The sequence below is a fragment of the Commensalibacter melissae genome (assembly GCF_003691365.1).
In the GTDB taxonomy this organism is placed as follows: domain Bacteria; phylum Pseudomonadota; class Alphaproteobacteria; order Acetobacterales; family Acetobacteraceae; genus Commensalibacter; species Commensalibacter melissae.
This window is the reverse complement of record NZ_CP033087.1, coordinates 1,544,697-1,568,889: the sequence shown is the minus strand read 5'-3', so window position 1 is coordinate 1,568,889 and position 24,193 is coordinate 1,544,697. Positions and strand designations below refer to the sequence as shown.

The window sequence follows — 24,193 nt, the reverse complement described above, 5'->3', positions numbered from 1 at the left end:
AATATTAAGATGAAAATGCCCATAAAGAAAGAGCAAGAATTTCATAAAGATTCAAAAATAAAACACAGACGAAACTGGTTGCGTAAATTTTTACTGGCAGGCTGTTCGGTAATTGTATTGCTGGTCGTGATGGTGTCAGCTTTTATATTATTCATATTAAGCGCACCTGCCAACCTTACCTTTATCGCCCGATATTGGCTTCCTTTAACGGTTATAGAAGGTATGGAGAAGGATAAACCTGCTGGAAGACTGACGTTTGACAAGTTGGTCATGAAATGGCCTGTTCTAAAGAAAGGCTTTAATACACCAGTCACTTTCGAACTGGAAGGATTAAAGTTACTGGATGTCTATAACCAGGTAAGGGATCATTTGGACTTTGCAAAATTAACGCTGGATACATCATCATTACGACATAAAAAAATTGTTCCTTTGTATATCAAGTTGTCAGGTGCACAATTACATTTAAGAAGATATAAAGACAATCATGTTAATCTGGATTTGTCAGGATTGGGTTTGTCGAGACAATCCAGGCTGGATATCGACTTTCATCGTTTGTATCATGTCAAAATTGAGAAAACCGTTTTATCTTTTAAAGATGACATTGATCATAATTTGATTCAATCAAGACAGATTGATGTTGATGTGCATCCTTTTTATGCTGACAAAACATTGACCATTATTGGAAAAGTCTATTCCAATTTTGATATTAATGGTCATAAGGTTCAAATTAAAGGTCAAAGCTCTGTTCAGTCCATAACTTCATCAGATATTGTTAATTTGCAAAAAACGGGAAAGCTCCAATGGCATATGGAGATCGATCAGGTCAATCCCGCCAATATTGCAGAAATGATACCGGAATTGCGTTATTTGCAATCTGTTAATATGCCTATTTCAGCTGAGGCGAATATAGGTTTTTCTATCCAGAATAAAGCTTTCATGCAACCTTATATGGCAGATATTAAAATAAATTCTGCTCAGGGGAATGTAAGGGTTGGAAATATGGAATATTTCCCATCTTTTTTCAATGCTCGTATAAGCGCTTTTTTTGGTGAAGATGCCAAATATCCTGCAAAGATTGATTTTTCCGACATTTGTCTGCAATTGAGATCGCCGTCGGATTTGGAAAATGCAAAAAGCGGGCCATTTTTTCATTTCAAGGGTTGGTTGAAATTATCCTCACTGTTAAATCCAAAAGTGGTTGATGCAGATTTTTCCGCAGATAGTCCGTTGCTAGACTTTTCAACATTAAAAGAATATTGGCCTCGTCATATAGCCAAAGGGGCCAATGAATGGGTTACAGACAATATTACAAGAGGGAAAGCGCGAGATTTTTCAATTCATGCAAGACTTACGGGGCATGAGGGCTGGCATCATTTGAGACTGGTTAACTTGGAGGGTGGAATTGGTCAGGCAACGGGTTTGGAGGTTCACTGGTTAAGGCCTATCCCACCTTTACAGAAAATGAATGCACAAATGATATTTGTAAATCCTGATCGGATATTGATTAAATATCGAGGAGGTTATCAAATTGTCAGGTCAGGAAATGGAACCACCTCGAAATTACGCAAGTTGAATATACCTTCTGGCAATATGTGGATTACAGGATTAAGCAATCATCGGGATTTGGGTATTATAACGCTTTTGATAAAAGGTAAGTTGCAAGATTTATTAACTTTATTATCTGAACAACGATTGCATTTGCTATCTCGTCATCCTGTCCCTTTTAAAAATCCTTCCGGGGATTTGTCTACGCATTTACATTTGGAAATCCCCCTCAAGAAAAAGGTGAAAATCGAACAGATTGATATTCAGGGACATAATGAGATTAAAAATGTCTATCTAAAAGATATAGCGTTAGGACAGGATTTGAGACAGGGGAATTTAGTGGTGGACGTGAATGCCCGTCAACTTGATTTACATGGGTATGGTCTTTTATCTTATTTTCCTGCACGTATTGAGTATAGACAAAATTTTACGCATCAACATCTTGGGTCGCTTGTTGAAAAAGCAAAAGTTGGCTTGACCATTACGTCAGAGACCTTTAAACAAACAGGTTTTGATATGGCTAAGGATATAGGGGGCCAAGCCTATCTAGATTTAAACTATTCAAAATTTTACGATAAAAAAGCGATAATCAATTTAAATTTGGATCTATCAAGAACTGAATTGAAACTCCCGATTTGGCACAAGCTAATTGCAAAACCCGCGAAGGCTTCGGGAACGATAATATTGAATGACAACAAACTGGTCGGTATTCAAGACTTGCATGCTCAGGGAAGTGACTTGTTGGTGCATGCCAATATGAATATCGAAAATAGAATTCCAACCCAATTAAATATTCAATATTTTAAAACTGGACGGTCAGAAGGAAAAGCGACCATTAATTTTCCAATGACGGATGAAGCGTTTCATAACCCTTTAAAAGGTGATGTACGTATTTCTGTCAAGGCAGATACATTGGATCTTTCCCCATTTATTCAGGATTATCTGGGATCATCCAGGAAAAAACATGCCGTTTCCAAGAAATCACAGAATTATAATATTCCTGTTGCAGCTACAGGAAAGTACAAAGGACTTAAGGGAAGACGTTGGATCTTTAACCTTCAGGCCAAGAAAATCTTTTATGATAAGAATAAGAAGCTGGGCGAAGTGACAGCCTATATTGAATATAATGGATTACGGTTGATGCGTCTTTCTTATGGAATGCGCCAACCAACTTTGGTAACTGCGTCATTATTTCCCAAGGATTCAAATCGACAATTTTATCTGGATGCTCAGAATCTTGGCAATTTATTGGATATTGTTGGAATATCAAATAGAATTTCAGGAGGGCATTGTGTTTTGAGTGGTAATTTTGATGACAATGATCCTGAGGCCCCGTTTACCGGCAAGATACAAATCGAGCCTTTTGTTGTTGATCATGTTCCCACCGCCTTAAAACGGATCAGTAATCTTTCTGTTTATGGTTGGTTCAAAAGGCAAAAGGCGGATGCGTTGAATATTGATGCTCTCAAAGGAAATATCTTTTTGAATAAGGGGATTCTGAAAATAAAAAATGGTCGTGTTTTCAATGATGAACTTGGAGCGACTTTGAAGGGCGATATCAATCTTGATAAAGCGGTTTTGGATTTGCAGGGAACAATAGTGCCGATTTATGCGGTGAATAAACTATTCAGTCATGTCCCGGGGGTGGGAAAATTATTTGTTCCAGAAAAAGGGGGGGGGTTTATTGCCGTTCCCTTTGTCATTAACGGAAAATTCAAAGACCCTCATATGGAGGCATATCCTTCAATGTTGCTAACTCCGGGCTTTTTACGAAATCTATTTTAATAATTGTATAGACAATTGAAGTTGAGACGATAGACCAATGATAAGTAATTATACGGAATATTTTTTTATTTATATTATTGTATTGATTGGCTTTGGTTTGGCTGCTGTTTTTATATTGAAACAATCAATAAAAAAAAATGATCGGCAGGAGGATATTTTAAAAAGAATAACATTTTTAATCGAGAAAGAATCTTCCGCACGAATACAGGATCAAGACCGTCAGCAGCAACATCTTGATAAAATTGAGAAGGAATTGTTCGACCGTTTACAGAATGGTCAAAACCAACTGGCTGAGCGATTGCATGTCATGAACGAAAGTTTGATGAAGGAACAATCCACGTTAAGGTTGGATCAGGCAAGGGCGATGCAGCTTTTAACAGAGCAAAGTTCACAGAATTTAACAGAGTTGCGCCAATCTGTAACGGAAAGACTGAACAAGGCTGTTGAAACTCAAATGCAGTCATCTTTTCAGCGTGTGGTTGAACAGTTTTCCGAGATTCAAAAATTGATGGGGGAGGTTAACTCTGTAACTGCGCAGATGAGCGATTTAAAGCGATTGTTTACAAATGTTAAGACGCGTGGCGGCTGGGGTGAGGCGCAGCTACAATCAATATTAGATGATATTTTACCAACTGGAACCTATGAAAGGAATGTGCGTTTAAAGGATAACAGCATGGAAATTGTCGAATTCGCCGTTCATATGCCTGCACAAGGTTCCCATAAACCTTTAATGGCCATTGATTCTAAATTCCCAACGGAAGCTTATGAACGATTAATACAAGCTATTGAAGAAGGAAATAGTGGCGCGGAACAGGCTGCCCGTAAAGCTCTGGAAAGTTGTGTCAAGCAGGAGGCGAAAAAGATCGCTTCAAAATATATTGTACCGCCAAAAACGGTTGAATTCGCTGTTTTATATGTTCCAACTGATGGACTTTATACGGAAATCGCTCGGATTCCCGGTCTTATCGACGAAATCGGCAGAGTTTATCATATTTTAATTATGTCCCCCGCCTTAATGCCGCCTTTATTACGGACTATTCATCTCGGTTATGTTTCATTGGCATTGAGTGAGAAAACGGAATTTGTTTCAAGTTTATTGGGCAAGACCAGACAAGAAATGATAAAAATTGATATGATTTTTGAAAAATTGACCCGTTATATAGAAAATACGGCCACTTCCGTCACTGATGCCCGTCGTAAAACCCAAAAACTTATTCAATCGCTGGAAAAAATTGGGGAAAAGGAAACTGAATAACCAGAATGGATAAGATTATTTTAACGAGAGATGGGTATGTTTTAAAATAGTTTAACAGCATTTTATCAAGGAACGAGCAAATCATATGGTTAATTAAAGAAAGACGGATGGGATCTTAATAAGGTGAATGCAATTGTAATTACGGCATTAAAGCGTCCATATACATTTGTTGTTCTGGCTATTTTAATTCTTGTTTTTGGGGTGTTGGCTATATTCCGGACACCAACGGATATATTTCCTGATATTAAAATTCCAGTGGTAGCTGTTGTCTGGAATTATACAGGTTTGATGCCAGAGGATATGTCGGGGCGGATTGTTTACTATTATGAACGGGCCTTGACATCCACGGTTGATAATATTGAGCATATTGAAAGCAATTCTTACTATGGGCGTGGAATTGTGAAGATTTTTTTTCAACCCGGTACTGATATTGCAGAGGCCCAGACACAAATTACCTCGGTTTCCCAAACTGTTTTAAAACAGATGCCCAAAGGTACGACGCCCCCCCTGGTCATTAAATACAGTGCTTCATCCATCCCTGTCATGATGTTAAAGGTCTCATCCAAAACTATTACCGGGTCCCAGCTTTATGATATGGCATCTAATCTAATACGACCGGCCTTGATTTCTGTTGCGGGGGCGGCATTACCCTCACCTTATGGAGGTGTTTCCAATTATGTTCAAGTTGATTTGAATCAGGCTCGCTTACTGGCTTACGGGTTAACGGCAACGGATGTAGGTAATGCCCTTGGCAAGCAAAATATTGTCTTGCCAGCTGGTGACCAGAAAGTCGGTTCCATTGATTTTATGGTTCAAACCAATGCCAGTCCCAGAGCTGTTGACGAATTTAACAATATTCCAATTAAAAAAGTCGGCAATGCAACGGTTTTTTTAAGGGACGTTGCCTGGGTACATCGAGGTGGCCCGCCGCAAACCAATCTTGTCTTGGTGAAGGGGCACAAGGCAATTTTGATGGTCGTTATGAAAACAGGGGATATTTCCACCCTTCAGGTAGTGGCTGGTATCAAAAGGTTACTGCCACAAGTGCAAAAGACACTGCCACCAGGGGTAGATGTTAGCATTCTATCAGATGCCTCAGTTTTTGTTAAGGATTCCGTTCATGATGTTGTAAGGGAAATGGTCACGGCTGCATTTCTGACCAGTATTGTGGTAATTCTATTTCTGGGTTCATGGCGATCAACCCTGATTATAGCAACCTCCATCCCCTTGGCGATTTTATCCGCCCTGATTGGTCTAGAGGCAATGCATCAGACAATCAATGTCATGACATTGGGAGGTCTGGCCTTGGCTGTCGGGATTTTGGTGGATGATGCCACCGTCATGATTGAGAATATTGACACGCATCTTGAAATGGGTAAACCCTTGTATGATGCAATTGTGGATGCGGCCAATCAAATTGTGATTCCAACTTTTGTTTCAACGCTCTGTATTTGTGTCGTCTGGTTTCCGTTGTTCCAACTGACCGGGGTGGGAGGATGGTTATTCATGCCCATGGCTGAAGCGATCATTTTTGCAATGATAGCATCCTTTATTTTATCCAGAACTTTTGTTCCCACCATGGCTTATTATCTGTTGCGTGGACAAGTGGAAAATCATGGCATCAATAAAAAAAAAGAAACTTTTTTCGCACGATTCCAGCATGATTTTGATCAGGGATTTGAGAAATTCAGAAGATACTATCGGATTTTTTTGCATAAAATTCTTTTTGTTAAGAAAAAATTTATCCTAATTTTTTTAAGTTTTTCTTTTTTGTCTGTAGGTTTATTATTTTTTGTCGGACAGGATTTCTTTCCAGAAATTAAATCTGGTGAACTAGATTTACACATGCGTGCTCCTCTGGGTTCAAGAATTGAGGAAACAGGTAAAATTTCTTATCTAGTCAATTCAGAAATCAGTGATTTGTTACCTGGGCAAGTTTATGAAATTGTCAATAATTGTGGTTTGCCCTTTAGCAGTATCAACCAGGCTTATGTTGCAACTCCGACAATAGGGTCACAGGATTGTGACATGACAATCTCATTAAGGAATTCTGAATCTCCTGTTGCAGCATATCGCCAGATTCTCAGACATGGATTAAGAAAAAAATTTCCAGGAACAGACTTTGCCTTCACGCCGGGTGATATCACCGCCAAAATTTTAAATTTTGGTTTACCTGCCCCGATCAATGTGCAGATCGTGGGTCGAAACTTGGCAGGTAACTATGAGTATGCAAAACATATTGCCGCAAAATTAAAGCGTATTCCTGGTATTGCGGATGTAAGGGTTCAACAAACGGTTTCTACACCAACCCTGATGATTAATACCCGTCGTGATTTTGCTCTTAGTACAGGATTAACTGAGGCGGATATTGCAAATAATGCTCTTGCAACCTTATCGGGAAGCGGACAGGTCGCACCCACTTATTGGCTGGATATCAAGACAGGGGTGTCTCATTTGGTGAATATTCAAACCCCACAATCTGATTTACAGAATATGAATGATCTGGAAACCATTCCTGTCAATGGTTCCGAAAGAGGGGAAAAGAAAATCAAGTCGCAGATTTTGGGATCCTTGAGCCGTATTGATCATACAGGATCAGGTGGTGAAATATCCCATTACAATATCATGCCCGTATTTGAGATTTATGCCAGTAATGAAGGGCGAGATCTGGGGGCTGTCAGCAGGGATATCAAAAAAGTTATCAAAAGGGAAAAGGCGACAATACCCCGTGGCTCTACAATAGCCATTCAGGGGCAGGCTACAACAATGTATAATGCATATATGCAATTACTGGGGGGATTGGCATTATCTATATTGTTTGTCTATCTGATTATCGTTGTCAATTTTCAATCCTGGCTAGATCCATTTATTATCATCACTGCATTGCCGGGTGCCCTGGCAGGGATTTCTTGGAGTTTGTTTATCAGTCATAATGCATTGTCTGTTCCCGCGTTGACAGGGGCAATTATGTGCATGGGAACGGCCACTGCTAATTCCATTCTTGTTGTTTCTTTCGCTCGGGAACGGCTTGCTGAGCATGGAGATGCGGTAAAAGCCGCAGTTGAGGCCGGATATGGTCGTATCAGGCCTGTTTTAATGACGGCTTCGGCAATGATAATTGGCATGATACCGATGTCATTCAGTAACACACAAAATGCCCCTTTAGGTAAAGCCGTTATGGGGGGGCTAACTCTGGCTACATTTGCAACCTTGTTGTTTGTTCCATGTGTGTTTGCATTGGTTTATAACCGTCATGGCCGGATAAAGGAATAGTAAATGTCCAACTTTTCAAAAAAAACCAAGGCTATTTTTTTAATGATTGGAATTTGCGCTTGTATTTACGCAATTTTTGGAATTGTTGAGCGACAGCACGATGTTGTCAAACTGACAGAACAGGCCAGGAAAGATTCATTTCCCATTGTTCAATGTATCCAGCCACAAAAAGGTCCAGCGATAAGAAGTCTTACTTTGCCTGGAGATGTATCGGCATGGTATCAGGCGCCAATCTATGCACAGGTATCAGGATATGTCCAACATTGGTACAAGGATTATGGTGCGACTGTAAAAGCGGGTGAATTACTGGCAACAATTGATACTCCTGGTCTGGACGCGCAGTATGAGGCTGCAAAAGCAAATTTGAAAGTTGCCCAGACACGCTACCAATTGGCGGCAGTTACGGCAAAACGTTGGCAGGCCTTGTCAGGAACCAGAGCGGTATCTCAGCAGGAAGTTGATGTTCAGGTCGCCAATGCTAAAGTTCAAAAGGCTGAAGTGGATGCAGCGGGCCATGAAGTGGCCCGGTATGAGGCTTTACAGGCATTCAAAAAAATCAGGTCCCCCTTTAGTGGTGTTGTTACGTCGCGATTAACGGATGTAGGGGATTTTGTGAATAATAATGGAGATTTAAGCCGTCAAGGTAAGGCAACCGAGTTGTTTACGGTTTCTGATATTCATAAACTCCGTATTTTTGTAGATGTGCCGCAGGATTATGCATCAATCCTGAAAAAAGGGTTAAAGGCTGAATTGACAACAATTCAATATCCGGGAAAAACCTTTCAGGCGGATTTTTTGACATCTGCAAGGGCGTTTAATATGGCCAGCCGTACAGTGACAACTGAATTGACCGTTGAAAACGCCTCTCATATATTATGGCCCGGAACTTTTGTACAGGTTCATTTTATAACCCCAGCAGATCCAGATATTTTGATCATTCCAGAACAGGCTTTAATTTTTCGTAGTGAGGGTATGCAAGTTGCCGTTGTCGGGAATGATCATCGGGTTCGGATGCAGAAGGTAAAATTAGGAAATAATCTTGGTAAATCAATTCAGGTATTGGCAGGGATAAAAAAAACGGATTGGATTGTGAATAATCCATCAGCTGGGTTATTAAATGGGCAACAGGTTAAAATTGTAGATAGCACACCAGGATATAATGATAATTTTCAAAATAGCGAATCTGTAACAAAAAAATATGATAATGATTCGTTCAAGAAAAATGCGGCTGAATCCAATGTGGAATAAGAAGGCAGATAAAGCCAATATACCATATGGTTATTTGTTAATGGCATGTCTTGTTTTTCTGAATGGATGTGATTTAGCCCCGCATTACAAACCTGTTCATTATGTTCTGCCTGAAAATTGGCATGGAACAGCCCCTTTTCATATTGCTCAACCTGAGGATCAGATTCCTAAAGGTGCATGGTGGGAGATATTCCATGATCCTGTGTTAAATCAACTGGAAAGCGATCTGGAAAAAAATAATCCTGATTTGCAAGCGGCAGCAGAAACCTATATGCAAAGTCGCGCTGTTCTTGGAGAGGTTAGATCGAATTTGTACCCACAATTAAATCTTGAAGCTGGTGGTGGAAGATATAAACAATCCCATCACCGGTTATTCCGAAGTAAAACCAGTCATGCTCCAATTGAAGAAACAAATATTCAATATCAGGCTTCTGTTTTATGGGAAGCAGACTTATGGGGTAAAATTAGAAATGAAATAAGGATGCAAAGAAACCTGGTTCAAGCGAAAGCAGCTGATTATGAATCTGCAAAACTATCTCTGGAAGGGGATCTGGCAGGCAGTTATATGCTTTTACGTGGGTATGATGCTCAGAATGAGGTTTTAAGCCAATCCATACAATATTATGAAGCTGCGGTTGATATCACGCGTATGCGTCAGGCAGGTGCCATTTCGGCTGGGATAGATGTTTCACGTGCCGAAAATCAAATGGCAATTACAAAGGCACAACAAACAGAGATACAGGCCAGACGGGATTTGACCGAACATGCGATCGCTGTTTTGGTTAATCAATTTCCCGAAGATTTTCATATAAAATCGGTAAAAACAAATCTAAATGATTATATACCGAATATACCGGTGGAATTTCCCTCATCTCTATTACAACGTCGACCTGATATAGCCAGTGCTGAGCGACAGATGGCTGCTGCCAATCGCCATATAGGCATATCAAAAGCTGCATTTTATCCTGATATCACGATTAACGCGGCAAGTGGTTTTCAGGACAAGGGATTTGGCTTGGCAAATATGGCCAACAGCATGTGGTCTGCGGCAATTCAGGGGGCTTTACCCTTGTTTCAGGGGGGATTACGTCGGGCAAGTTTACAAAAGGGCTGGTCAGTCTACCGACAAACACGTGATCAATATCGCTCCACTGTTTTGAATGCGTTTCGTGAGGTTGAGGATAATCTTACTTTAACGCAAAAGATGCGGCTGGAATTAGAACAAAATAAGGAGGCCTCTGAAGCGGCCTTACGGACACAGGGAATGGCAATGTCATTATATACAGGAGGATTAACCACTTATCTAGACGTTGTTATAGCCCAGAACGCCGCATTAGCCGCCCAATTGGATGAAGTCCGAAGCAAGACAAAATTGATGCAGGCATCTGTAAAACTAATTATTGCATTGGGAGGAGGATGGGATATGAAGTGGCTTCCCGAAAAAAAATTAACATCATTCGGTGTTTTTCAATATGAACATTTGAATTTAAAATAAAACAAAAAATTAATTGTTATTAATAATTTTCATATTTATATAATGTTTATTACAATTTTTTAATTAAAGGTACATAATGAATTTTGAGAAAAAAATATTTTACTTTTGTAGAGTTGATGGGGTTATTATTGCAAATAATGTTATATTACAAAATGATCATACAATAAAAGGTATTAATTGCATTAATGAAAGTCGGTGGGAGATAAGAGAAAACAATTTAGTTTTTTTAAATTTGAATGGTCAGGTAACAACAAAATTTCATATTAAAATCAATTTAGAAGGAAAATTAATTTTTTTAGGCAGTTATTGTGATAAGCCGACACGCGAAGTCCATCATTTATTACTAGAAAAAAATATTACAGAAACAATTGGTTTACATTCTGCATTAAGAAAAATAGAACAAAAAATAAATCTAAAATCTACAGACCTTGATAATAATATATTTTCTTTATCAAGGCAAGTTGCCCGTTTGGAAAGAACCAATCGTAAAATCAAGGTTGTTTTTTTAGTTCATAATATTGCGACCTGGGATAGTTTGGCAAGTGTTTATGAAATGATGTGTAAGGAAAGCAGAATTGAAGTTATTATTATTACCATTCCAAGACGTTTTCCTGGCGAGAATTCATTTGCACATGAAGATGAAAGCCATAATTTTTTTGAATTTAAAAAAATTCCTCATATACGGTTTTCAAAGTCAAATATTAATAATTTGCAACTTTTAAAATATATTAATCCAGATGCAGTATTTAGACAGGCTCCATGGGATAATGATATACCTGAAGAATATTCTACAAAATCTTTAAGTTTTACTAATTTATTTTATGTTCCTTATTATGGATTTAATATTTTAAAAAAATTTAATATTCAAAATAATTATACTAATTTTTATTCTAATTTGGATTTTCATAAAGCATGTGCTCAGATTTTCTGTGAATCCGATATGACAAAAAAAGAGATGTCTACGAATAATGATAGAGGTGGTGATAATTTAATAGTAACCGGTCATCCAAAATTAGAAAAGTTATTGGAAGCTCAAAATAACCCACAATGGCCATTGTCAAATAATCAACGAAATAAAGTTTTTAAAATTATTTGGGCTCCTCATCATAGTTTTACTGGATCCCAGTGGTTATCTTTTGGTTTGTTTACGGAAGTATATAAGGATATGATAAGATGGGTGAGGTTAAATGAAGAAATAGAAATGGTTTTAAAACCTCATCCAGCTTTATTTTCTACCTTGATAGATAATAAGCTTGTGTTAAAAGAAGAATTAGATTCTTTTATCAAAGAATGGATGTTGTTGCCTAATGCTACAATTATTGAAGGTGGGGACTATGGAGCACTTATGGCAGCTTCGGATATGATGATTACGGATGGAGTTAGTTTTTTAGCAGAGTATTCAATCTTTTGGCAAAAACCTTTGGTTTTTCTTGAAAATAAGAAGCATGCTCCTTTTAATGAAATGGGAGAATTAATTAAAAATGCTTCCTATGTAGTTCATTCAGTTGAAGAAATTCAAGACCTTGTTAGAAAAATCTGTTGTAATAAGAAAAACGATGTTCGTCTCAAAAAACGAGAAAAGCTTTTTCATAAATTAATGCCGTTTAAAAAAGGAGCTGCTAAAAATATTGTTGATAGTGTAAAACTTTATTTTAATTTAATAGATGTTAAAAATTGAAAAAAGAATTTTAAGAATATTTTTTAAATTTTTGTTTGATTAAAGTCGTAGAAATATTTTTTGTTCTTGGTAGGTATTTTACTTGACAATATTTATTATATTGGTCAAACCTACCAACCCAATCATCACCCATGACAAGTAAAGAAGCTTTTAGTCGAAGGATATCTTCTTTTTTTTGATCCCATGATTGTTCTGCAAAGACACCGTCCACATATTTAATAGCTTTGACAATTTCAGCTCTTTGTGTGTAAGGAAAAATACTCTGTTTTTTTTTAAGGGTATTAAATTCATCTGAAGATATGCCTACGTAAAGTTTGTTGCCTAATTGTTTTGCTCTTTGAAGTATACGTAAATGACCTATGTGGAAAAGATCAAATGTTCCATAGGTGATAACAATAGTCATAAATATTCCTTAAATACTGGTTTTTTTAAAAAAATAAAATAATTAACAAATCATTAAAAAAATTACAATTAAATTAAATTTTATTTGAATATAATTCTTGACAATTTTGTAAAAAAGACTATGAAATAAGCTTCATATCGGAACGCGGGAGATTACTTTAGCAACAAGGAAAAAAGAATTTTTCTTTGGGTTTTCGTGTGAACCGCGGTCTGGGTAGATTAATGTTAAGGAGACCCGGATATGGCCAAAAAGATTGTTGGCTACATTAAATTGCAAATTCCAGCTGGAAAGGCGAATCCATCCCCACCTGTTGGACCTGCCCTAGGTCAGCGCGGCTTAAATATTATGCAATTTTGTAAAGAGTTTAATGCTGCAACACAAAGCCTGGAACCAGGAATGCCTATTCCTGTCGTGATTACAGCTTATGCAGATCGTACATTTAGCTTCATCACTAAAACACCCCCTAATACTTACTTTTTATTGAAAGCTGCAAAAATTTCCAAAGGTGCCTCTGTTATTGGTAAGGGTGCAACTGTTGGTACAGTAAAAATCAGTCAATTGCGTGAAATTGCTGAGCAAAAGATGAAAGATATGAATGCGAATGACGTTGATGGTGCCGTTCGTATGTTGATAGGATCTGCACGTTCCATGGGCTTGAAGGTTGAGGAGGCTTAAGAGATGGCAAAAAATAAACGTATTGCTGCAGCTTATGCTTCTATTGAAAGAAATAAGCTTTACGCATTGAAAGATGCTGTTGCATTGATTCGTGATAATGCGAAGGCTAAATTTGACGAAACAGTTGAAATTGCCATTAATCTAGGTGTTGATCCTCGTTATGCGGATCAGATGGTTCGAGGTTTAATGTCACTGCCACATGGAACAGGAAAAACTTTGCGTGTTGCTGTTTTTGCACGGGGTGAAAGAGCCGAAGAGGCTAAAGCGGCTGGCGCAGATATTGTTGGTGATGAAGATCTTGCGGAAAAAGTGCAGGCGGGTCAGGTTGATTTTGACCGTTGTATTGCAACCCCTGACATGATGGCGCTGGTTGGGCGTCTTGGTAAGATTCTTGGTCCACGTGGTTTGATGCCTAATCCCAAATTGGGAACTGTTACAATGGATGTTAAGTCTGCTGTAACAGCTGCAAAATCAGGTCAGGTTGAATATCGTGCCGAAAAGGGCGGTGTCATTCATGCTGGTGTGGGTAAGGTATCATTTAGTGCTGAAAATCTTCTTGAAAATATCCGAGCTTTTGTTGATACTGTGCAAAAAGCACGCCCAACAGGGGTTAAAGGCACTTATATGAAAAAGATTTATCTTTCTTCAACAATGGGTCCTGGCATTGAAGTGGATATTGCTAGTGTTAACGCTGGTTAATAAAAAAAGTTTTATTATCCCTTTTTGATAAGGGGATAGTATTGTCGAGACATTTTAAAATGTCTCAAACCTGTCCAAGACCGTGCGTAATGTAAGATTTTAAAGGTTTAGGACCGCGCATGGAAGACGGGGCTGGTATTATAGATTGAAAAATTATTTATATGCTAGTGATTCCGTTAAGGGCAGGCGAACCGGATCAATAAAATTCATTTTATTGATCTAAATGGTAACCTGAACAGTTGTAAATTTAACTGATCAAAATGGAGACGGGATTTGGACCGCACGGAAAAACAAGCTTTTGTTGCTTCCATGGCATCTGTTTTCGCAAACACTTCAATGGTCGTTGTTACCCGCAATGCGGGATTAACGGTTGCTGATGTTACGGATTTGCGTCGTCGTATGCGTGCTGCTGGGGCAACTTATAAAGTTGGGAAAAACCGCTTGGTCACCCTCGCCGCAAAAGGTACCCCATTCGAAGGCATTACGCCAATGCTAACTGGGCCTACAGCTCTTGCTTGGGCAGAGGATCCAGTTGCTGTTGCGAAAGTAGCCGTCGAGTTCGCCAAAACCAATGAAAAACTTGTTGTGCTTGGTGGAGCGTTAAGTGGCCAATTGCTTGATTTGAATCAGATCAAGGCCCTTGCAGAGCTTCCATCCTTGGATGCGCTTCGTGCACAACTGGTTGGGCTTATTTCTACACCTGCCACACGTATTGCTGGTGTATTACAAGCTCCTGCTGGTCAATTGGCGCGGGTTTTTGGTGCTTATGCGGACAAAGGTGATGTACAAGCGGCTTAATAAAATAATTAAGTCTTTAAAAAGTTACTGAATAATCAGTAGACTTATCTCAAATCACTTATTAGTATATGAATAGGAAGAATATAAATGGCTGATCTAGCTAAACTTGTTGATGAATTATCTGCTTTAACCGTATTAGAAGCTGCTGAGCTTTCTAAAATGTTGGAAGAAAAATGGGGCGTTTCTGCTGCTGCTCCTGTTGCTGTTGCCGCTGCTCCAGCTGCTGGTGGTGCTGCTCCAGCTGAAGAAAAAACTGAATTCGATGTAATTCTTGCTAAATCTGGTGATAAGAAGATCAATGTTATTAAAGAAGTGCGCACCATCACAGGTCTGGGTTTGAAAGAAGCTAAGGATTTGGTTGAAGGGGCTCCTAAAACGCTTAAAGAAGGCGTAAGTAAGGATGAAGCTGAAAAAATTAAAAAGACCCTTGAAGAACAAGGCGCTTCAGTCGAAATTAAATAAGGCTATGAAGCAAACGGTAGAAAATTCTCTTTCTGCTGTTAGACTTTAAAATAAGGTAAGGCGGAACTCGTGAGTAGGGGTTTCCGCCTGCTTGGTCGTTAAAAGGAAATATATTTAACGATTGTAAAATAGTATTCCCTTTATATATTAGGGATTAATGAGAGTGTGATCCCTTATTGGGATCATGAGTTTATAATTATCCAGATGGTTTGTGTGACAAATTTATCCGGAAGCAGGCGATAGGGCACAATACACGATGAACGCGGTAAGCAAATCGTTCACTGGGCGCAAGCGCATTCGTAAAAATTTTGGACGGATTCCTGAAATTGCTCCGATGCCAAATTTAATTGATGTGCAACGGGCAAGTTATGAGGCTTTTCTACAACGAGATGTAAAGCCGGAAAATCGTTCATTAACTGGTTTGGAAGAGGTTTTTCGATCTATTTTTCCAATCAGCGATTTTGCAGGTAATGGTCGTCTTGAATTTGTAAATTATGAATTTGAAGAACCTAAATATGATGTTGAGGAATGTCTTCAGCGGGGATTGACTTACGCGGCACCATTAAAAGTCGTTCTTCGTTTGATCGTTTGGGATATTGACGAAGATACGGGGTCTCGTTCTATTCGTGATATTAAGGAACAACCTGTCTATATGGGCGATATGCCTTTGATGACAGAAAATGGCACCTTTATTATTAACGGTACTGAACGTGTAATTGTATCTCAAATGCATCGCAGTCCAGGGGTGTTTTTTGACCATGATGGCGGGAAAACCCATTCATCAGGCAAATTTTTGTTTACGGCAAGAATAATTCCCTATCGTGGTTCCTGGCTAGATTTTGAATTTGATAGTAAAGATTTAATTTATGTCCGAATAGATCGAAAGAGAAAAATTCCTGTCACAACCTTTTTGTATGCTCTTGAGGGTGAAAATTCGATCGCTTTGCGAGAGGCGAAAATTAAAGAGGGTGGGGATGTGGATTCCATTCTTGTTCATGGAATGGATGATGATGAAATCCTTTCATATTTTTATAATACAGTAGTTTTCAAAAAAGTTGCTGATGGTTGGTCTCGCACGTTTGAGCAGGATGCTTTTCGCAATTTAAAATTACTGTCCCCTTTGGTTGATGCGGATACTGGTGAGATTGTAGCTGAAGAAAATGTCAAGTTGACTGCAAGGCTTATTCGCAAGATTGCTGAAAAAACGAAAAACGTGCTTGTTAAACGGGAAGATTTGCTTGGACGTTATTTTGCTCATGATCTGGTCAATGAAGAAACCGGTGAAATTTATGCCGAGGCTGGTGTAGAGATTACCGAAGCTATACTGGATACGCTGGAAGAGCTTGGTTTAAAAGAAATACCGACGCTGGCGATTGACAATAATGTCGGTCCCTGGATCAGAAATACATTGATTGTTGATAAAAATACGTCCAGAGATGATGCGCTGGTTGATATTTATCGTGTCATGCGTCCTGGTGAGCCTCCAACGGCTGAAACAGCAGAGGCGTTGTTCCACGGGTTATTCTTTGATGCTGACCGTTATGATCTTTCTGCTGTTGGACGTGTAAAAATGAATATGCGTCTTGGTGTGGAAGGGGATGACACTATTCGTACACTTCGTAAAATTGATATTTTGCGGACGATCAAAATCATGTGCGAATTAAAAGATGGACAAGGAAGTGTCGATGATATCGATAATCTTGGAAATCGTCGTGTACGTTCTGTGGGTGAATTGATGGAAAATCAATATCGTCTTGGTTTGTTAAGAATGGAACGTGCCATTCGTGAAAGAATGAGCTCTGTTGATATTGATACAGTCATGCCGCATGACCTTATTAATGCAAAACCGGCTGTTGCCGCCGTTCGTGAATTTTTTGGTTCATCACAGTTATCGCAATTTATGGATCAAACAAACCCATTGTCAGAAGTTACACATAAACGTCGTTTATCCGCTTTGGGACCGGGCGGGCTGACCCGTGAACGTGCCGGATTTGAAGTTCGTGACGTTCATCCGACACATTATGGACGTATTTGTCCGATTGAAACGCCCGAAGGTCCAAATATTGGTTTGATCAATTCTTTGGCAACGTATGCAAAAGTAAACAAATATGGGTTTATTGAGACACCTTATCGTTTGGTCAAGGATGGTCAGTTGCAAGATGGGTGGAAATATCTTTCCGCCATGGAAGAGGAAAAGCTTATCGTCGCACAGGCAGATGCCAAACAGGACAGTCATGGACATTTGACAGGAGATCTTGTTTCTGTAAGACAAAATGGCGATTTTCAACTGGTAAAACCAGAAGAGGTTACTGCTTGTGATGTTTCGCCAAAGCAATTGGTTTCTGTTGCCGCCGCTCTGATTCCGTTCCTTGAAAACGATGATGCAAACCGTGCCTTGATGGGGTCAAACATGCAGCGTCAAGCCGTTCCATTAATTCGGTCAGATGCGCCATTAGTTGGAACAGGAATGGAAGCCGCAGTTGCAAGAGATTCTGGAGCAACGATTGTGGCTCGTCGCGGTGGTATTATCGATCAGATTGATGGAGCTCGTATTGTTGTCCGTGCAACGGATGAAAATGGTGCAACGCAAGGTGTTGATATTTACCGTTTACGGAAATACACGCGTTCTAACCAGTCAACTTGTATCAATCAGCGTCCATTGGTTTATGTTGGCGATTATATTAAGGCTGGCGATATTATCGCTGATGGTCCTTCAACAGAGCTTGGAGAATTGGCGCTTGGCCGGAACGTTCTTGTTGCCTTCATGCCATGGAACGGTTACAATTTCGAAGATTCAATACTGATTTCAGAACGTATTGCGCGGGATGATGTGTTTACTTCTATTCATATTGAAGAATTTGAGGTGATGGCACGTGACACAAAATTGGGTCAAGAAGAAATAACTCGGGATATCCCCAATGTCGGGGAGGAAGCGCTGCGTAATCTGGATGAAGCTGGTATCGTGTATATTGGTGCTGAAGTAAATCCTGGTGATATCTTGGTGGGTAAAATCACCCCCAAGGGTGAAAGCCCGATGACACCTGAAGAAAAGCTTTTACGTTCTATTTTTGGTGAAAAGGCTTCTGATGTTCGTGATACATCATTGAAATTACCGCCTGGAACAAGTGGGACCGTTGTTGACGTTCGTGTTTTCTCTCGTCGTGGTATTGATAAAGATGAACGTGCAATGGCTATTGAACGTGCTGAAATTGAACGGTTAAGCAAGGATCGTGATGATGAGTTAGCCATTCAAGAACGTGCGTTCTATAACAGGTTGAAAGAGAATCTTCTCAATCAGAAAGCTGGGGCAGGATTTAAGGGAATTAGATCAGGAACGGATTTAACAGAAGAAGTGTTGGCCGAACATCCCCGTGGAACATGGCGTCATATCATTGTTGCCGATGATGATGTAATGGCTAATATTGAACAGATTAAACGTGACTTTGATCGTGAGGTTTCCAATATTCAGGCGCGTTTCAACAACAAGGTTGATAAGATCCAGCGTGGTGACGAGCTTCCTCCTGGTGTTATGAAAATGGTTAAGGTTTTCATTGCCGTTAAAAGAAAATTACAGCCTGGGGATAAAATGGCCGGTCGTCATGGAAATAAGGGTGTTGTTTCCCGTGTTGTGCCAGTTGAGGACATGCCATTTCTTGAGGATGGAACCTCTGTTGATATCGTGTTGAATCCGTTGGGTGTGCCTTCCCGTATGAATGTCGGTCAGATCCTTGAAACTCATTTGGGATGGGCCTGTGCAAATTTGGGTAGACAAGTCAGCCAAGTTGTTGATCAGTATATGAAGACTGGTGAAAAGAAGCAGGAACTTTTGGATCGCCTTAGATTGATTTATGGCGAAAAAACGTTTAATGAAAAAATTGCCAATCTTTTAGAGGCTGAACTGCTTAATTTCTGTAATGATCTTCGTAAGGGTGTCTCGATTATGACTCCGGTGTTTGATGGAGCAAGCATTCCTGATATCGAAAACATGTTGAAAGAGGCGGGGCTTAATCCTTCGGCGCAAAGTACATTGATTGATGGACGTACGGGAGATCCTTTTGAGCGCCAAGTGACGGTTGGTTATATTTACATGCTTAAGTTGCATCACCTGGTTGATGACAAAATCCATGCGCGTTCTATTGGTCCTTACTCATTGGTGACGCAACAACCATTGGGTGGTAAAGCCCAATTTGGTGGCCAGCGTTTCGGAGAAATGGAGGTATGGGCCTTGGAGGCTTATGGGGCTGCCTATACCTTGCAGGAAATGCTTACGGTTAAATCAGATGACGTTTCAGGCCGTACTAAGGTTTATGAAGCGATCGTTAAAGATCAGGACGATTTTGAGGCTGGTATACCTGAAAGCTTTAATGTGCTGGTGAAGGAATTAAAATCCCTTGGCTTAAATGTTGAACTTGAACAAAGTGCTGAATAAAGTAGATTGTTAGGTTTTTTAAATATTATCAATGAGGTATTCAGTTTATGGATACCTCAACCCCCCAAAAGGTTTTTGGCGAATGAATGAACTTATGAAAATTCTTGGTCAGACTGGCCAAGCAATGACGTTTGATCAGATTAAAATTCAATTGGCCTCGTCTGAACAGATACGGTCTTGGTCTTATGGTGAAGTGAAAAAGCCAGAGACAATCAATTATCGTACTTTTAAACCAGAACGGGATGGATTGTTTTGTGCGCGCATTTTCGGTCCGATCAAAGATTATGAATGTCTTTGTGGTAAATATAAACGGATGAAATTCCGTGGCATAGTATGTGAAAAATGCGGTGTTGAAGTTACGCTTGCCAAAGTGCGTCGTGAACGTATGGGGCATATTGAGCTTGCAAGCCCGGTTGCACATATTTGGTTTTTGAAATCTCTTCCAAGTCGTATCGGATTAATGATTGATATGACTTTGAAAGATCTCGAGAGGGTTTTGTATTTTGAAAATTATGTTGTTTTAGAACCCGGGACATCGCCATTAAAACAATATAGCCTGCTGACTGAGGATCAATATCTTGATGCTATGGAAGAATATGGGCATGAAGGTATTGAAATAGGGATTGGTGCGGAAGCGATTAAGAAAATTCTGGTCAATATCGATTGTGATGTTGAAAAGGTAGAATTACGTGCCGAATTAAAAGAAACGACCTCTGAAGTCAAACGTAAGAAGCTTGTAAAACGTTTAAAACTGGTGGAAGCTTTTGCAGAAAGTGGTTGTCGTCCTGAATGGATGATCATGAGTGTTGTACCAGTCATTCCACCTGAATTAAGACCGCTTGTCCCATTGGACGGGGGCCGTTTTGCCACATCAGATCTCAATGATTTGTACCGTCGGGTCATCAACCGTAATAACCGGTTGAAACGGTTAATGGAATTGCGTGCACCGGATATTATCATTCGTAACGAAAAACGTATGTTGCAGGAATCTGTTGATGCGTTGTTTGATAATGGACGTAGAGGACGGGCAATTACAGGGGCGAATAAACGACCATTAAAATCCTTGGCAGATATGCTTAAAGGAAAACAGGGACGTTTCCGTCAAAACCTGCTTGGTAAACGTGTGGATTATTCTGGACGTTCAGTGATTGTGGTTGGTCCTGAGCTAAAATTGCATCAATGCGGTTTGCCTAAAAAAATGGCATTGGAATTGTTCAAACCATTTATATATTCCAAGCTTGAAAAATATGGGCATGCGACGACCATTAAGGCAGCTAAGCGTATGGTTGAGAAAGAACGCCCAGAAGTTTGGGATATTATTGAAGAGGTTATTCGTGAACATCCTGTCATGCTTAACCGTGCACCAACTTTACACCGCTTGGGTATTCAAGCTTTCGAACCTGTTTTGATTGAGGGTAAAGCGATTCAGTTGCATCCATTGGTATGTACTGCCTTCAATGCAGATTTTGACGGTGATCAGATGGCGGTTCATGTGCCATTGAGTTTGGAAGCACAGCTCGAAGCACGTGTTTTGATGATGTCCACAAATAATATTCTTAGTCCTGCTAGTGGTAAGCCTATTATTGTTCCATCTCAGGATATTGTATTGGGGCTGTATTATCTAAGTCTGGAAATTCCTGAATTTAAATTAACTCCCGATCAATCCGAATATGATTCTGAAGGTCATCTTATTAAAAAGGGTGCACCTCTTTTTGCGAATATTGGTGAGATTGAACATGCATTGTCATCCAGAATCTTGAAGCTTCACGATAAAATTCGTTGTCGTTTTCAAACAAAGAATGCGGATGGTGAGCTAGTTTATCAAAAGGTAGTGACAACCGCAGGTAGAATGCTGATTTCACAGATTCTTCCAAAACACCCAGCAATCAATTTTTCATTGATCAATCAACAATTAACGAAAAAGACAATTTCAGATATTATCGATATTGTCTATCGTCATTGTGGTCAGAAGGAATGTGTGATTTTTGCAGATCGTATGATGGGACTAGGATTCTCTTACGCTGCTAAAGCTGGTATTTCCTTTGGTAAGGATGATATGATCATTCCTGATGCGAAAAAGGAACTGGTCGCCAAGACAACCGAAGAGGTTAAGGAGTTTGAACAGCAATATCAGGACGGTTTGATTACAGCAGGAGAGCGTTATAACAAAGTTGTTGATGCCTGGTCACGTTGTACGGATGAGGTTCAGGCAGCGATGATGAAAAAGATTTCGCATGTAGAGCCTGGTCAACCCATCAACTCTGTCTGGATGATGAGCCATTCTGGAGCTCGTGGGTCCCCAGCCCAGATGAAGCAGTTGGCCGGTATGCGTGGTCTGATGGCAAAACCGTCAGGTGAAATTATTGAACAACCTATTATTGCCAACTTCAAGGAAGGTCTTTCTGTTCTTGATTACTTTACGTCGACTCATGGTGCACGTAAAGGATTGGCTGATACGGCCCTGAAAACTGCAAACTCTGGATATCTTACTCGTCGTCTGGTTGATGTTGCTCAGGATTGCATTATTATTGAGCCAGATTGTGGAACAGAACGCGGATTGGTTGTTCGTGCGGTAATGGATGGTGGTGAGGTTATTTCTTCACTTGCAGAACGTATTCTTGGACGTACATTGGCGGCAGATGTAACTGATCCAGCAACTGGTAAAATTCTTTATCCTCGTAACACGCTTCTGGAGGAGGCCGAGGTTGAGGCGATCGAAAAGGCCAATGTTGAAAGTGTGATGATTCGTTCTGTTTTAACCTGTGACAGTCAGGTTGGCGTATGCGCTCATTGTTATGGTCGTGATCTTGCTCGCGGAACTCCCGTTAATATAGGAGAGGCTGTCGGTGTTATTGCTGCTCAGTCAATTGGTGAGCCTGGGACTCAGCTGACAATGCGTACATTCCATATTGGCGGTGCAGCACAAAAAGGTGCAGAACAATCTATGGTTGAATCCTCCCGCGATGGCAAGATCAAGATTGTAAATCTGAATGTTGTTCAAAACAGTCAGGGATTTGACATTGTCATGTCCAGAAACTGTGAAATTATCCTGTTGGATGATAATGGAATTGAACGCGCTCATTACCGTATTCCCTATGGTGCACGTTTGCTTGCTAAAAATGGATCGAATGTCAAGCGTCATCAGAAAATGGCAGAATGGGACCCATATACCCTACCTATTATTACTGAAAAATCAGGTACAATTGAGTATCAGGATCTGATTGAAGGTATCACACTGGTTGAACGGATGGATGAAGTCACGGGTCTTTCTTCAAAAGTTGTTGTTGACTATAAGCAAACAAGTAAATCTCGTGATTTGAGGCCACGCTTGCAGTTAAAGGATTCAAATGGGGAAGTTATGAAGTTGGGGAACGGTAATGACGCACGTTACTTCTTGTCTCCAGATTCCCTGCTTTCTGTGGAAAATGGGGCGCAGGTTAATGCCGGTGATGTCTTGGCACGTATTCCAAGAGAAGGTTCCAAGACACGTGACATTACCGGGGGGCTTCCACGGGTGGCTGAACTTTTCGAGGCTCGTCGTCCGAAAGATCATGCGATTATTGCCGAAAATGATGGTGTGGTTGAATTCGGAAAAGATTATAAGGCAAAACGTCGGATCGTTGTACGTAATGAGGATGCTGGTGAAGAAACAGAATATTTGATTCCTAAAGGAAAACATATTTCTGTACAGGAAGGTGACTTTGTCCGTAAGGGCGATCCTCTTGTTGATGGACCACGTGTTCCTCATGATATTTTAAAGGTTCTTGGAATTGAAGCCTTGTCGGATTATCTGATTGATGAAATTCAAAGTGTTTATCGTCTTCAGGGTGTGAAGATCAATGATAAACATATTGAAGTGATTGTTCGTCAAATGCTGCAGAAAATTGAGGTGACGGATCCAGGTGATACGACTTATTTAATTGGTGAAACTGTAGATCGCTTGGAATTTGAACAAGAAAATATCAAACGGATGAACGCCAACGAGCGTCCAGCAACTGGTTCACCAGTTTTACAGGGTATCACCAAAGCTGCGTTACAAACCAAATCCTTTATTTCAGCGGCTTCCTTCCAGGAAACAACTCGTGTATTGACAGAGGCCGCATCTGCGGGGAAGGTTGATACCTTGATGGGATTAAAGGAGAATGTAATCGTCGGACGTCTTGTTCCTGCAGGAACGGGTAGTGTTATGAACAGATTCCGTGCCATGGCTTATTCAAGAGATAGACAGCGAATTCTGGATGCAAATAAGATGAATGATGAAGCGGAAATTGAACTTTCTTCTGTTACATCAGAAAATAATGAAATAAAGGACGTGACTCAGGTCACTGAATAAGGTATAGGTATATAACTTTATTCGTTTTCAGTTTTATTAAATGGGTATTATTACCCATTTAATAAGTTAAAATACGGGTCATTTTTGTCTTTTGGCAAAAATAAAATGTTTTTTT

The 24,193-nt window shown here is 39.9% G+C and carries 13 protein-coding genes; 12 read left to right on the top strand and 1 reads right to left on the bottom strand.

All coding sequences use genetic code 11. The features are described 5' to 3' along the window. Positions 1-15 precede the first annotated feature (15 nt). From D9V35_RS07100 to D9V35_RS07075, 6 genes are all read left to right on the top strand, one after another. Positions 16-3,330, top strand: a complete 3,315-nt coding sequence (locus D9V35_RS07100) for a DUF3971 domain-containing protein (RefSeq protein WP_162988606.1) — start codon at positions 16-18, stop codon at positions 3,328-3,330. Positions 3,331-3,367: 37 nt separating this feature from the next. Then, positions 3,368-4,585 carry a DNA recombination protein RmuC gene (locus tag D9V35_RS07095; protein WP_122123916.1) on the top strand — a complete coding sequence of 406 codons (1,218 nt, stop codon included), beginning with the start codon at positions 3,368-3,370 and terminating at the stop codon, positions 4,583-4,585. Between the two features lie 123 nt (positions 4,586-4,708). Next, on the top strand, positions 4,709-7,858 hold the full coding sequence (locus tag D9V35_RS07090) for an efflux RND transporter permease subunit (protein ID WP_122123915.1): 3,150 nt from the start codon (positions 4,709-4,711) through the stop codon (positions 7,856-7,858). A gap of 3 nt (positions 7,859-7,861) precedes the next feature. Continuing rightward, positions 7,862-9,106: an efflux RND transporter periplasmic adaptor subunit gene (locus D9V35_RS07085; protein ID WP_122123914.1), complete on the top strand. Its 1,245-nt coding sequence runs from the start codon at positions 7,862-7,864 to the stop codon at positions 9,104-9,106. Then, the gene (locus D9V35_RS07080; protein WP_122123913.1) at positions 9,096-10,601 is read left to right on the top strand and encodes an efflux transporter outer membrane subunit; all 1,506 of its coding nucleotides are present in this window, start codon (positions 9,096-9,098) and stop codon (positions 10,599-10,601) included. Before D9V35_RS07085 ends, D9V35_RS07080 begins: the two co-directional genes overlap by 11 nt. Before the next feature lie 76 nt (positions 10,602-10,677). Next, positions 10,678-12,279, top strand: coding sequence for a hypothetical protein (locus D9V35_RS07075; protein WP_122123912.1), 1,602 nt, complete (start codon positions 10,678-10,680; stop codon positions 12,277-12,279). Between the two features lie 10 nt (positions 12,280-12,289). On the opposite strand, the gene D9V35_RS07070 is transcribed toward D9V35_RS07075, so the two are convergent. After that, on the bottom strand, positions 12,290-12,682 hold the full coding sequence (locus D9V35_RS07070) for an adenylyltransferase/cytidyltransferase family protein (RefSeq protein WP_122123911.1): 393 nt from the start codon (positions 12,680-12,682) through the stop codon (positions 12,290-12,292). 240 nt (positions 12,683-12,922) lie between these two features. Between D9V35_RS07070 and rplK the strand changes: the two genes are divergently transcribed. From rplK to rpoC, 6 genes are all read left to right on the top strand, one after another. Then, positions 12,923-13,357 carry a 50S ribosomal protein L11 gene (rplK, locus tag D9V35_RS07065; RefSeq protein WP_110438415.1) on the top strand — a complete coding sequence of 145 codons (435 nt, stop codon included), beginning with the start codon at positions 12,923-12,925 and terminating at the stop codon, positions 13,355-13,357. A 3-nt stretch (positions 13,358-13,360) separates the two neighbouring features. Beyond that, on the top strand, positions 13,361-14,056 hold the full coding sequence (gene rplA, locus D9V35_RS07060; protein WP_122123910.1) for a 50S ribosomal protein L1: 696 nt from the start codon (positions 13,361-13,363) through the stop codon (positions 14,054-14,056). Between the two features lie 273 nt (positions 14,057-14,329). Continuing rightward, on the top strand, positions 14,330-14,854 hold the full coding sequence (rplJ, locus tag D9V35_RS07055; protein WP_122123909.1) for a 50S ribosomal protein L10: 525 nt from the start codon (positions 14,330-14,332) through the stop codon (positions 14,852-14,854). Between the two features lie 87 nt (positions 14,855-14,941). Further along, the gene (gene rplL, locus D9V35_RS07050) at positions 14,942-15,316 is read left to right on the top strand and encodes a 50S ribosomal protein L7/L12 (RefSeq protein WP_122123908.1); all 375 of its coding nucleotides are present in this window, start codon (positions 14,942-14,944) and stop codon (positions 15,314-15,316) included. Between the two features lie 256 nt (positions 15,317-15,572). Then, positions 15,573-19,745, top strand: coding sequence for a DNA-directed RNA polymerase subunit beta (gene rpoB, locus D9V35_RS07045; protein ID WP_122123907.1), 4,173 nt, complete (start codon positions 15,573-15,575; stop codon positions 19,743-19,745). 82 nt (positions 19,746-19,827) lie between these two features. Next, a complete protein-coding gene (gene rpoC / locus D9V35_RS07040) occupies positions 19,828-24,078 on the top strand; it encodes a DNA-directed RNA polymerase subunit beta' (RefSeq protein WP_122123906.1) in 4,251 nt (1,416 codons plus the stop codon). The last annotated feature ends 115 nt before the right edge of the window (positions 24,079-24,193 follow it).